We start from the raw sequence: 12,340 nt of genomic DNA, 5'->3' as shown, positions 1-12,340 counted from the left end.
GCTAATCCATGTCCTTCTCGAATTTGTAGCCGACACCGAAGACGGTCGTGATCAGATCGACGGCATCGAGCTTCTTGCGCAGCCGCTGAATATGATTGTCGACCGTCCGGGTCTCACCCGCATAGTCGTAGCCCCATACCAGCTCCAGCAGCTCTTCCCGCGAATAGATCCGGCCCCGGTTGCCGGTCAGCTTCAGCAGCAGATCATATTCCTTGGGCGTCAATTCCACAGCGCAACCTTGGTTCTTCACGACTCGCTCGCTGCGGTTAATTTCGATATGCTTGATCTGTATGGCATCGCTATGGTTCTCTTCCTGACTGGACCTGCCCGCCTGCGCCAGACGGCGGAGAATTGTACGAATCCGGGCAATAACCTCCCGCAGATCGAACGGTTTCGTAATATAATCGTCCGCACCGAATTCGAGGCCGAGAATTTTGTCCGTAATATCAGATTTGGCGGTAATCATCAGAATAGGAATGTTGAACTCCGCGGTCACTTTTTTGCATATATCCAACCCGCTCGCATCTGGCAGCATCCAGTCCAATAGAAGCAGATCAGGCCGGAATTGCTCTACTTCGCGAAATCCTTCCGCACCGCTGGATGCCGTCCTCGCCTCATAACCTTCCTTGGTTAATCCATAGGCAAGCAGGTCGGCAATGGCCGCTTCATCCTCGATGATGAGTATTTTGGTCTTCTCCATATGAATCTCCTGATCTACGTATGATTTGACACCATCATAGCATGGGGAGGCAGATAATAGAAAACGGGCGTGATGATAAGTCTCACGGTTGCGAAGAATAACAATCTCCACTACAATTCTTTATTAATGCGCACTGCGCAGTTTATTACTATGAAGAATCCGCCGGGAAAGGAGAGCTTGCGCGTGTCGATTCGCTTCAGACTGCTCTTGTCGTTCACATCGGTCGTCGTCATCTCCGTCATCTTGTTCGTGCTTGCCGCTTATCTGCTATCGGTAGCCGTGACAGGCGACTTCCGCAGTATCAGCAGCTTTTACAAGATCCATCTATCGCTCCACCCTCTCTCCGAGGAGGAGGAAAATTTATTTCTCGACATGAAATATTTGGCCAAGCATGATCCGGCCCAGCTCAAAAACCGGCAAATACTCGAAGAATATGATTATCAGCTGAAAATGGTACAGGCGATGCTCGTCGTTCGGGAGAACGATAAGATCCTCTATGCCGCTCCCAAGCTCAAAGATGTCAATCTGGACGAGGTATTGCCGCCTTACGATATGTATAACAACACCATTCGCCATACCATGAATGCGGGCAATCATTTTTTCTCGTATGCGAAGTTTGATTTCTATTTCTCTGCGGAAACCGATGAGAAGGGCAGCATCTTTGTCCTGCGGGAGAGAAGCCCCTTTGCCGAGATGATTCGCACCTTGCTTCCCTTGTTAATATTCGTCTTTGTTGCGATTTTATTATTAACCGGCTTTCTGCTCTATCGTTATGTGACCCGGAAGATTGTCCATCCGCTGGACCAGCTCCGCAAGTCAGCCGAGCATATCAAAGACGGCGACTTGACCTATGAGCTTAAGGCTTCCTCTCGCGATGAAGTGGGACAGCTGGTCCAAACCTTCGACCAAATGCGTGATAAGCTGCATCAGTCGGTCCAGCTTCAGCTCCATTACGAAGACAACCGCAAGCAGCTGCTCTCGAATATATCGCATGATCTCCGTACACCGATTACGACGATCAAGGGTTATGCCGAGGGCATTCGGGACGGCGTGACGCATACGCCGGAGAAGCTAGGCAAATACGTGGAGGCCATCCACACGAGAGCCTCCGATATGGAGCGGCTGGTCGATGAGCTGCTCTTCTATTCCAAGCTTGATCTGAACAAGGAGCCCTTCTCGTTCGAGCAAGTGGAGCTGAGTCCGTTCTTGCATCGCATAGTAAGCGAGCTGTCGATCGAACTCGACAACCAGTCCGTGGAGGTTCGCTGGGAGGAGGAGCCGCAGACGCTGTTCGTACTGGCTGATCGCGAGAAGCTAAAGCGTGTGCTGATGAACCTGCTTGATAATGCTCTGAAGTACATGAATCAGCATCCCAAGCAATTGACGATCGGCATCAAGCGCCAGGAGGATCAAGTCTTAATCTGCATCTCGGATAACGGCCCCGGCATTCACCCGGATGCCTTGCCTCATATCTTTGAGCGGTTCTACCGGGAGGAAGCATCACGAAGTCCATCCGTGCGCGGCAGCGGACTGGGGCTAGCGATTGCAAGACAGATTATCGAAGGACACGGCGGTGAAATCTGGGCAAGCAGCGAGTCCGAACAAGGCACAACCATCTGTTTTACACTAAAAAACTTTGTAGATCGTCGGTGATGAATCGTGAAGCAAATCTTAATCATTGAAGATGACCCTTATATTGCGGAGCTGCAAAAGGACTACTTCCTGCTGCATGACTTCGGCGTGGATGTGTGCCACGATGGCCGCGACGGCGCGGAGAAGGCACTCAAAGGAAGCTATGATCTGATCATTCTCGATCTTCAGTTGCCGGGCATGGACGGCTTCGAGATCTGCCGGATGATCCGGGGGCAGCTGGATGTGCCGATTCTGATCGTATCCGCGAAGAAAGAGGATATCGATAAAATCCGGGGCTTCGGCCTTGGCGCGGACGACTTCGTCACGAAGCCGTTCAGCCCGAACGAGCTGGTCGCCCGGGCGAAGGCGCATCTGGCGCGATATGAACGATTCACAGGCGGACAGAAAGCCGCGAACACAGACCGTATCGATATCCGGGAGCTGTCCATCCACAAGTCTTCGCATCGGGTTTTCGTGCATGGCAAGGAAGTAGCACTCACTGCCAAGGAATTCGAGGTGCTGCTGTTCATGGCTTCGAATCCTAACCGGGTGTTTAATAAAGATGAGCTGTTCGAACGAATTTGGGGTTTGGAATCGAGCGGCGACATCGCTACAGTGACGGTTCATATCTCCCGAATCCGAGAGAAAATCGAGGCCGATCCTTCCAATCCGCAGTTCATCGATACGGTCTGGGGTGCTGGCTATCGCTTTACGATCTGATGATCTGACAGCAGAGTTTGCAAAAAGTTATCCTCCCGTTTAGAAATTGTTTATACTTTCTTATCTGCCGATTTAGAGTGGTCGCTTAAGATGAATATAAGCCACACACCACTATTAACGGAGAGGAAGATAAGCAATGAAAACGATCAATCAGAAAGCGGCAATCGTCGCTCTATCAGCACTTATAGGCGGGGGCGCATTGCTTCCGTTCACGGCAAAAGCGGCATCACTGGCGCCGGTAGCCAATATTCAGCAATCTGCCATTACGAATTTCAATCAGCAAGCCGAACAGGCCATTCAACAATTGATTAATCAAGGCGTGCTTAGAGGCTACGCCGACGGCAGCATGAGAGCCGAGAAGCAAGTAACCAATGCCGAGATGATGAAGATGATTCTGCTCGCGCTGAATCCTGATCAAGGCAAAGCCGCACAGCAATTGGAAGGCAAGCAAGATCACTGGTACACCTCGTATCTGGAAGCCGCTGCTGCAAGCGGCCTGGTAGAAAGCGCAGAGGCCGTGCAGCCGAACGCACCGGCAGCAAGCTCCGATATCTCGGCGATCATCGCCAAAGCACTGCAACGTGATACCAAGTCCATTCAACATTGGATGGAACAACTCGGTGCCGGAGAGCAAGGTCTGACTCGCGGACAAGCCGCTCAACTGCTTGTATTGTCCGAGAAGGCGATTCGTTCTGAAGCCGCCGAGATCGTATCCATCAGATCGCTGAACAAAATTACGCTGGAAGTGACGTTCTCCGCACCTCTTACGCTGGAGGATGAGACGACTGTTGCAGCCAATGCCAACTTTGCCTTCGACCATGATCTGAAGCTCGTCAATCAGCCGCGTCTGAAGACGGGATCGATCGCCACTTACATCGTTCCGGTACAGACGATGACACCGGGTACGACGTATACGACAAACTATAAAGGTCAGCACACGCATACGGTACAAGCAAGCGATGAGATGATCCAGCTTCAGAACGTCCGCCAAGTAACGGCTGATACGTTCGAGGTAGACTCCTTCCGCGCGGACGGTGTCGTTGACTATGGCTATCTCATCTCCGCTTATGCGGGAGGCCGCGGTGCCAATGCGATCGTCGTGGATGAGAACAACAAGTGGAATGGACAGCCTCTGCAAATCATTTCGTCCCTGGCGACTAGACAAGCTACGCTGACACCTGAAGGTGGAGAGCCGATTACAGTAAGCTATGTCGGCTTTACACAATCGACCGACGGCAAGCAAGAGCCGAAGTTCCGTCTGCCAGCTGGCACTACGCTTCAGCCTGGCGTAAAATATACCGTGACAGCGGACTGGTTCGAGCTGAAAAACAACACATTCACAGCTGAGGCTATGTCGCCGCTTGAAATTGCTTCCGTATCGAAGGTAGATGCGGCTACTCTGAATGTGACACTGACAGCGGACCCTGGGGATGAGCTGTTCGGTTACCGCTCGGTTCAATTGAAGGGCTCCGACGGCACGACGCTTACTGCTCAATACAAAGTACAAACCCGCAAAGGCGCGGTTGGCGTATTCGAACTGCAGAAAGAAGGCAAGCTTGCTGAAGGCGTTACGTATGAAGTAACTCCTGTCGGCAGCTGGGCAACGGCAACTAACGTTACTCTGCAATCGTAAATCAACGTTAATCTTGAAAGAAAGGATGGGACATGTTGCGAATAAGCGTCTTAATCCTGCTAGCCCTTACCCTGATTGTCTCAGGCTGCCAAAGCAACCGCGACTCTCAGACAGAAGGCCAGCCGCAATCCTCCCAGACGGTGAATGATATGGGAAACCTTGATCAGAATCAGGCATTATGGACCGCAGTCACAGAAGGGGATCAGGAAGCGGTGCTCCGGTTTCTGGATGAAGGGGCCGATCCGAATGCTGTCGATGCGAAAGGACGAACTTCCGCCATGATCGCAGTCCATTCGAATCAATTGGATGTATTCACCCTTCTCGCCCAGCATGGTGCAGATATCAATACTCGGGACCAGCGTTCTGATAACCCGCTTCTCTACGCAGGAGCGGAAGGGCTGCTCCCGTTCGTCCGGGCAGCCATCGCAGCGGGAGCGGATACGACACTGACCAACCGTTTTGGCGGCACGGCCCTTATCCCCGCCGCTGACCGGGGTCATGTCGAGATCGTGGAGGAGCTGCTGACGACCTCTGACGTAAACATTGATCATGTGAACAATCTAGGCTGGACCGCTCTGCTGGAGGCCGTCATATTAGGCGACGGAGGCGAGCGGCACCAGCGGATCGTCAATCTGCTGATTGAACACGGAGCCGATGTCAACCTCGGCGATTCCGCAGGCGTCACCCCGCTCCAGCATGCGAAGAAGCACGGCTATCAAGAGATGATTAAGAGCTTGGAGCAAGCTGGAGCGAGGTAATCGAGCTGTTAATAACAAAAGGGCTGTTCCGCAGATCATCTGCTGGAACAGCCCTTCTGGCATTTTGGTCTATTCACAAGTAAACTTTAAATTGTTCTATTCACAAGTAAACTTTAAAACGGTGTCTTTGATCTGTTGCTCATACGTAAATCCAGGGTCCTGCAAGTGTATATTTTCCAGAATGAAGCCTTTTGCCCCAGTTGCGTTAATTGTGTTGTTTTCCTCGACGAAAGCGACCGGTGAATTGACAGCATACCCATCGAGACGGATCAGCCAAGCCGAAGCACCTTCCTCATACTCAAAGAAGTCAGTCAAGTAAGCTGTGGCGCCAATCCACTTCTCCCCGCCTTCTCCTCGAACGAAGTCTTCACATAGATAGTATTTTAACTGAGCTTCTGCCGCAGCAATCATCTTGTCTTTGCGTGGAGAAGATCCGTAGTTCGGCTTACGGGCCTTCTCGATCAAAACCGGAAATTGAGCCACGGACTCCCACTTCCCTTGCGGCCAACTCGTTTCCCCTTCGCTCACTTGTCCGTCTCCGTATACAATGTCCACTTTCTGCTTTAACACGATTAGCCAATCCGCCTTATTCGTGTGGGCATACACCGTCTCCTCTCCTGCTTCATCGGCATACACTCGAACGTCTACATCAATTGTTTGACCAATGAAAGGCTCAAAGCTCTTTTCACTAACGGTTCCGTAGATGTGATCCGGACTTGTCCACATCCGATAGTTGGCATATTCTATAACTGCATTTTTTATCGAATCAACGGTGTAACCATCGGGAAGAGTGGCCCTATCCAATTCAACTTGTGGTGTAGAGTCCTCTTCCTGAATAATCTCATTAATAATATGCTGATGCTTATCTGCAACATCTGGCGAGTTGCTAACAGCTTCATTATTCCGCATGATATTCTCCCAATTCGAACGGATATCTTCCGATGAAGACCCGACCCCTAATCTGATGTGATCAAGTTCACCCATCATTTGTGCAATTACAGCTATGCCTTCAACCTGACTATCGGTTAATTGTACATACGGTCCGTTCTCATCTTCCGCTAAAGGAAGTTCTTGTGTATTAAATTGTGAGAAGTACTGAGCATAATCCCGCAGCATATCCATCAAGCGATTCGTTCCAATACTGCTAACATCCCGGTAAGAATTCAGCGTCCTATACAGGATCACCATCTCCATATAAGTCATGCTTAATTGTTGAATATGCTCACGGAGTCGAAAATCATTAGCGTATAACTTTTTTTCATCCACGGCTTTCGCCAAGGTTTGCTGAATCTCTCCAATTTTGCTGTACTGTTGAAGATTAAAATCCATTGCAACTTGGTAGATGGCAAAATCCATTTTTTTGTTTTTATTGAATTGAAACACATTCAGGATGACGGATAAAATAAGTAACGCCGTTAAGATGAATATTAAACCCGTTCTGTATCGGTGCATTCAATCACTCCTTCACTTATTCCAATATATAAAAATAACGGCGGCTTCTCAGCCACCGTCTTCACTCTAAGTACTTTATATAGGAACACGTCAGAGACTGGTTATGTTGCAAGTAATTCTTATACCTGCAACAAAGATCAACAGAATTAGCTACACTATTTTTGCCTCTTCCGTCCCCTTCACCATTTTCACAACGATGAACAATGCCACAAGAACGAGCAGCGCTGCTAAAGCATAACTCGTGTAAGCAACCTCCGGGTAAGCCTGCTGCTTGATGCCAATCGCAATGAACGCCCAAATAAACACGAGCATGCTGGCGACATCTCTATACCATAATCCCATTGCCAAAGCGACAACCGTCGCGATGCCCAACATAATAATCGCCCACATTGTATCCGCAAGGCCGAATCCGTCCCAACCGCCGGCAGAGAGCGCAACTGCCACGTTCACAATCGTCGCGACACAAATCCATCCCAGATAGATGCTGAACGGCAGCCGAACCGACCATCTTTCCGCTTGTCTTGCGGGCTGTGTACGGTTGATGTTGCCATACACGATACCTAACGTGATCAGCAAAGCGAACATCATAAACACGCTGCTTGTCAGTTGCTCATAATGCCACAGCAACAGCCATCCGATATTAAACAAACAAGATAAAAAGAAAAATACGCCAATCGCCGATACCCTGCCGCTGGCTCTCCCGTCCTTCGTAAAACCATAAATGACAAACAGGAACAACAGCATATAGATGATGGACCATATCGAAAAAGCATAACCGGCAGGCGTGATGAGCACCGGATATTGTGCCGAGATCTCTCCAGTTGTTTTGCCGCCAATAGGCAGCTTATTCGCCAAGAAATTCACCACAATCATACCGGCAAAACCGATCAAATTAAGCCATGCGTACATCTGCTTCATAGGCAGCCTCCAATGTTTTCAATCCCATCCTGCGCCGGACTTGTACAGCCCTTGTACTGGGTATGTTATGCCTTTACCCGAATGGTTATGTTTTAAACATGGAGGCAGCTATGACAATCGTTGAAACTCTTATCCAACCCGCACTTTTCGCACAAAATAATTCAGTCGCTCCGTACACAGAATCATCGCTACGGCGAACAGAATGATGAACATCGGGAAGATGCCGATCGTAGAGTTGGACGCAAGCAGCCCCAATAATGGCGGTACGAGGGTGCTGCCCGTATAGGCCGCCGCCATCTGGTAGCCGATAATGGACGGAGCATGACCTTTGCCGAATCGTGCCGGTGTCTCGTGCAGCATGCACGGGAAGATTGGCGCCAGCCCAAGTCCGATGATCATCAATCCAGCTAGTGAAACGATGGACGGAAGCGGCAGGATCAAGAGCACGGTACCAGCCAAAGCAACCCATTGACCGTATCGAATCAGCATACGGTTGTTCACTTTAAATGTAATGAACCCAGTCAGCATCCGGCCGACCGTAATCCCTACATAAAATAAAGATACCCACTGAGCGGCAGTAGCCGCAGGCAAATCCTTGATATTAACCAAGAAGCTGCTTCCCCACAAGCCTACGCTGGCTTCGACGCCGCTGTAAAACACGAAAGTAAGCAGAGCCAGGTTAACTCCTCTTACACGCCAAGATTTGACCGTACCGGAAGCCGCAGCAGCAACTTCGTCATACTCTTGCTGTCCCTCCAGCTCGTTCTGATGAACCTTGCTGCTCTTCGCCACCTTATCCCATAAAGGAAGCGTAGCGAACAAAATAATGACGAGCAGAAATTGAATGCCCGCTACCGCCAGATAGCCTTGTCTCCACAAGTTATCGCCAGCCATGAACGAGGCCATAATAATCGGTCCAAGCGATGCTCCGACACCCCAGAAGCAGTGTAGCCAGCTCATATGATGAGCTTTGTAATGGGCAGCGACATAGCTGTTCAGGCCCGCGTCGACAGAACCAGCGCCCAGTCCAAGCGGGATCGCGAACAGGACAAGCCAGATCAAGGAAGGCGACCATGAAAAGCCGACCAATGCTCCAGCTGTCAGGATACAGCTGACCAGCGTCACTTTCCCGGTGCCGAACAGTCTCAGCACTGTCCCGCTTAATAAACTAGATATAATCGTATTGGCTGCAATAACCATGGACAGCACGCCCGCAGTGCCAAGTGACTCATCCATATCCAGTCTCATGACAGGCCATGCCGACCCCAGCATGGAGTCCGGCAGCCCCAAGCTAATAAATGCCAAATAAATAATTATTAAGAAGAACGTTGCCATGATGATATCTTTGCTCCTTCGTGGTGATTACGTATGAGTGTTGCATGAAAGCAGCAAATCGAGTCCAAGCCGCTGCAATCCGTATAGATAATCCTGCTTCCAATCGCTTGCTGCCAGCTCCGGCAGATGCTCCTTCGGAACATACACTGCGCTTCTCTCCGCGATCAGATGGAGCATGGAGGAATTCACTTCTTCTTTCCCAAAGATAATCGCATGAGGGTTCAAGATGGCGACTATAGAAGCGACAATACGTCCAATCGCATCCATTTGTTCCCCCGTCACTGTCACGGTGTCTCCTCCGCTCTTCCCGCTTGTTAAAGCCTGTTGAAAGTTTTGATGATCGTATTGCGGAATAAAAGAAACCTCGCCCGAAAAAAACGACTTCCCGCGCACAATCTCGCCACCTACGATAATCCCAGCGCCTGGACCATTTTGCCCCAGATAGATGTAAACCAGCGACGTCTTCTCCTGCATCTTGCGATGAGCCTGATAGCCGAGAACAGCGGCGTTCATATCGTTCTCGACGACAACAGGAATAGACAAATGCTTCTCGATATATTGCTTCAAATCCAATCCATGATAGTTCTTATACCCAGGAATAAGAAAGATTTTGCCGTTATTCACCGCCCCCGGTACACCGATCGATACGGCTTGAATGGCAGGATAAGCATGCTTGATCGCCTCAATAAGCTTCGTTAAGCTCGAAACCTCTTCCCCGAGCAGACTGCCCGCGTGGCCATCATCCATTCGATCGCCGGAAGCATTGAATATAATATAGTTCGTTTCATGACGCTCCAGAAAAATAGCGAGGCCCATCTGGTAGTTCGGGTTATAGGCGTATCTTTGCGCTCGACGTCCCCCGCTGGACTCATCCAGTCCAAGCAAAGAAACCTCCCCCGTCTTCTCCATCTGCAGCAGAAACTTGCTGACCGTCGGGAAGCTTATGTTCAAGGCCCCGCTCAGCTCCGCCTTTGTAGCGCTGCCTAGCTCCAGCAACACCGACCGAATGCCCCGTATGATGGCTAGCTTCGTATCTTGCGATGAAGGGATTTCATTCACCAATCTCACCTTCCTCGGAGTAGAAAGACTTTTTAAATGCGTTTAATAAGCCATCATGATCATAGCAGGAATCATTCACTTGAACAATATAGATCTTGCAAATAGCCAAAAAAGCAAAAAACCTGACCAAAATCGATCAGGTTTTTCACTTCGGCGAGCCATCTTATTAAGCTGCCTTCTTACTTGCTAGTTGCGCTTAGTTATTTTTATATTTTAAAATGCATCATTATTGCCGGCAATGGTTAATCCGGAATTTCTATAATTTCAGCACTCTTGGCGCAGCTTCAAATAACGCTTAAGCCGTCTTAACGCCCGCTGCTTGTTCAATCGCAGCAATTCGAAGCGTGACGGATAAAGCTGCGTCCACCATTTATCGGTATCCGCATCTCCCCATCTTTGGGCCAAATGAATGATCGGACAATGCATGATTTCCTTCTCGTACAGCTGAATTTCGCTCTCCGTATCCATAATCATTTTCTCCACAAAATAACGCTTCAGCGCTCGATTATGGACATAATGGATGAACTCGTAGTCGCACCGCTCCACCTCTAAGATGTCCTCGTCCCCATATCTGCGGCAGTAGCGCGGCGCATCAGGCCAGCCATGCTGAATCGAAACGAACACTTCATAGGCTTCATTGCTATCGGAATGATAAAACAACGCTTTTGCCGGAATACCGCGTATAAGAAGATCCATACCCTTCTCCCTACGTTAGACATGTTAGATTGTTCACGAATTCATTATAATCCTAATATGTATTAATATCAATAATAAAACTCATAAGTGACTTATAAATTCATATCCATTTACCTACCCTCATAGTAATGAGGTGAATTTGCTAATGGAGATCTTAAGAAAATTTATCGGAAATCGCATACGTACCATTCGCAAAAGAAAAGGAATGACACAGGAAGCACTGGCAGAAAAGGCTGACCTCATGTATCAATATATCGGTGGTGTCGAGCGAGGAACCCGCAACATATCCTTAGATTCACTGGAAAAGATCCTTATTGCGCTCGATGTTGAATATAACGAATTATTCCCGTTTAACAACTTAAAGGATAACCCGGTTGATGAAACAGAAATGAATAAAGAGTACGTCTTAACGGTACATACTGAATTTTTACGCAGCAAATCATTAGAAGAAGTTAAAGCCATTCATCGGATTTCAGAGGAAATATTGAAGTCGTTCGGGCGGCAGTAATTCTATTTCAACAATACAAAACCCAGAAACCCAGCCTTTACGGGCTGGGTTTCTGTTATATTAACCATAAAAACGAGCAGGCCCTTTGAATACTTCCTTTACGTGCCAATCGAGATAATCTTTTTGAGGCCTGTACAGAGGATTTATTGGTGAACGGATAACTGTGCCATGATATCTCATCAGCCATTCTTCAAAGCCTTGCGATCCATGTGCTTCTTCCGAAACCAGAAGTTGTCGATCATTCGTAATAGAAAATACGCCTCGATCAAACAGTTTATGATGCAATGTACATAAAGCAATTCCGTTCTCTTCACGATCAGGTCCACCAGCTTGATACCATTGGATGTGCGCTGCATCTATTGCTACTAATTGATGACCTAGCCGAACATTAAATCCACAGACCGCGCAACTGAATTCATAAGCTCTCAATATTTTATTTCGAAAATCAGGACTGCGTCTCCGTCTAATGACAACAGAGGTATCTAACCCCACTTCTTCAAGAATATCTTGATGTGTCGTTTCAGGGAAATGATCATAAAGCAATCTTTCTGCTAACTCCTGAATTAAATCTCCCTTCCTGTTCAACAACTTTATCACTTCAGTAGTAAATCCGCCTGTAACATGGTTATCTATAAGCTGTTTCTCCGAAAAACGCCTCTTATCTACAGGTTCACTCAACTCCCAGATACCGTCAGTGGTTAATCTTACAAAAGGCTCTTCCGGATGATATGATTTTCTTGGAGGTCCAAATTCAAATAACAGCTTTTTTAGTTTGACCATAATCTCCTCATAGAAAAGGACCGTAATATTCTGTTGGAATAGAGCAAGTGCCAGTAACAGCAATAGTGGTTTATGCGGTGCTCTCTGACCATTCTTTTTCCAGATGGACAAATTTGAAAACTTTGTTTTCAGCTCTTCTTCATTCATCA

12 protein-coding genes are annotated in these 12,340 nt (G+C 48.5%); 5 read left to right on the top strand and 7 right to left on the bottom strand.

Going from position 1 to position 12,340, the window contains the following annotated elements:
- Nucleotide 1 precedes the first annotated feature (1 nt).
- Nucleotides 2-700: a response regulator gene (locus tag AC0YNW_RS07355; RefSeq protein ID WP_475831385.1), complete on the bottom strand. Its 699-nt coding sequence runs from the start codon at nucleotides 698-700 to the stop codon at nucleotides 2-4.
- 183 nt (nucleotides 701-883) lie between these two features.
- Between AC0YNW_RS07355 and AC0YNW_RS07350 the strand changes: the two genes are divergently transcribed.
- The 4 genes from AC0YNW_RS07350 (at nucleotide 884) to AC0YNW_RS07335 (ending at nucleotide 5,443) form a co-directional block, all read left to right on the top strand.
- The gene (locus tag AC0YNW_RS07350) at nucleotides 884-2,353 is read left to right on the top strand and encodes a sensor histidine kinase (protein WP_475831384.1); all 1,470 of its coding nucleotides are present in this window, start codon (nucleotides 884-886) and stop codon (nucleotides 2,351-2,353) included.
- 3 nt (nucleotides 2,354-2,356) lie between these two features.
- The gene (locus AC0YNW_RS07345; RefSeq protein ID WP_475832172.1) at nucleotides 2,357-3,052 is read left to right on the top strand and encodes a response regulator transcription factor; all 696 of its coding nucleotides are present in this window, start codon (nucleotides 2,357-2,359) and stop codon (nucleotides 3,050-3,052) included.
- Nucleotides 3,053-3,188: 136 nt separating this feature from the next.
- The gene (locus AC0YNW_RS07340) at nucleotides 3,189-4,685 is read left to right on the top strand and encodes an S-layer homology domain-containing protein (protein WP_475831383.1); all 1,497 of its coding nucleotides are present in this window, start codon (nucleotides 3,189-3,191) and stop codon (nucleotides 4,683-4,685) included.
- A gap of 32 nt (nucleotides 4,686-4,717) precedes the next feature.
- Nucleotides 4,718-5,443, top strand: coding sequence for an ankyrin repeat domain-containing protein (locus AC0YNW_RS07335; RefSeq protein WP_475831382.1), 726 nt, complete (start codon nucleotides 4,718-4,720; stop codon nucleotides 5,441-5,443).
- A gap of 96 nt (nucleotides 5,444-5,539) precedes the next feature.
- Here the strand turns inward: AC0YNW_RS07335 and AC0YNW_RS07330 are convergent, their stop codons facing one another.
- The 5 genes from AC0YNW_RS07330 to AC0YNW_RS07310 all read right to left on the bottom strand — a co-directional run bounded on the left by AC0YNW_RS07330 (nucleotide 5,540) and on the right by AC0YNW_RS07310 (nucleotide 10,903).
- Nucleotides 5,540-6,895: a hypothetical protein gene (locus AC0YNW_RS07330; RefSeq protein ID WP_475831381.1), complete on the bottom strand. Its 1,356-nt coding sequence runs from the start codon at nucleotides 6,893-6,895 to the stop codon at nucleotides 5,540-5,542.
- A 150-nt stretch (nucleotides 6,896-7,045) separates the two neighbouring features.
- A complete protein-coding gene (locus AC0YNW_RS07325) occupies nucleotides 7,046-7,813 on the bottom strand; it encodes a tryptophan-rich sensory protein (RefSeq protein ID WP_475831380.1) in 768 nt (255 codons plus the stop codon).
- A gap of 129 nt (nucleotides 7,814-7,942) precedes the next feature.
- Nucleotides 7,943-9,148, bottom strand: coding sequence for an MFS transporter (locus AC0YNW_RS07320; protein ID WP_475831379.1), 1,206 nt, complete (start codon nucleotides 9,146-9,148; stop codon nucleotides 7,943-7,945).
- 27 nt (nucleotides 9,149-9,175) lie between these two features.
- Nucleotides 9,176-10,210, bottom strand: a complete 1,035-nt coding sequence (locus AC0YNW_RS07315) for an ROK family transcriptional regulator (RefSeq protein ID WP_475831378.1) — start codon at nucleotides 10,208-10,210, stop codon at nucleotides 9,176-9,178.
- A gap of 261 nt (nucleotides 10,211-10,471) precedes the next feature.
- On the bottom strand, nucleotides 10,472-10,903 hold the full coding sequence (locus AC0YNW_RS07310) for a hypothetical protein (RefSeq protein WP_475831377.1): 432 nt from the start codon (nucleotides 10,901-10,903) through the stop codon (nucleotides 10,472-10,474).
- A 145-nt stretch (nucleotides 10,904-11,048) separates the two neighbouring features.
- On the opposite strand from AC0YNW_RS07310, the gene AC0YNW_RS07305 reads away from it, so the two are divergent.
- Nucleotides 11,049-11,411, top strand: coding sequence for a helix-turn-helix domain-containing protein (locus AC0YNW_RS07305; protein WP_119803166.1), 363 nt, complete (start codon nucleotides 11,049-11,051; stop codon nucleotides 11,409-11,411).
- A gap of 60 nt (nucleotides 11,412-11,471) precedes the next feature.
- Here AC0YNW_RS07305 and AC0YNW_RS07300 read toward each other — a convergent pair whose 3' ends face one another.
- The gene (locus tag AC0YNW_RS07300; RefSeq protein ID WP_475831376.1) at nucleotides 11,472-12,338 is read right to left on the bottom strand and encodes a phosphorothioated DNA-binding restriction endonuclease; all 867 of its coding nucleotides are present in this window, start codon (nucleotides 12,336-12,338) and stop codon (nucleotides 11,472-11,474) included.
- Nucleotides 12,339-12,340: the final 2 nt, after the last annotated feature.

Source organism: Paenibacillus sp. J31R120, from assembly GCF_056269225.1.
This window is presented reverse-complemented; position numbering and strand designations above follow the sequence as displayed.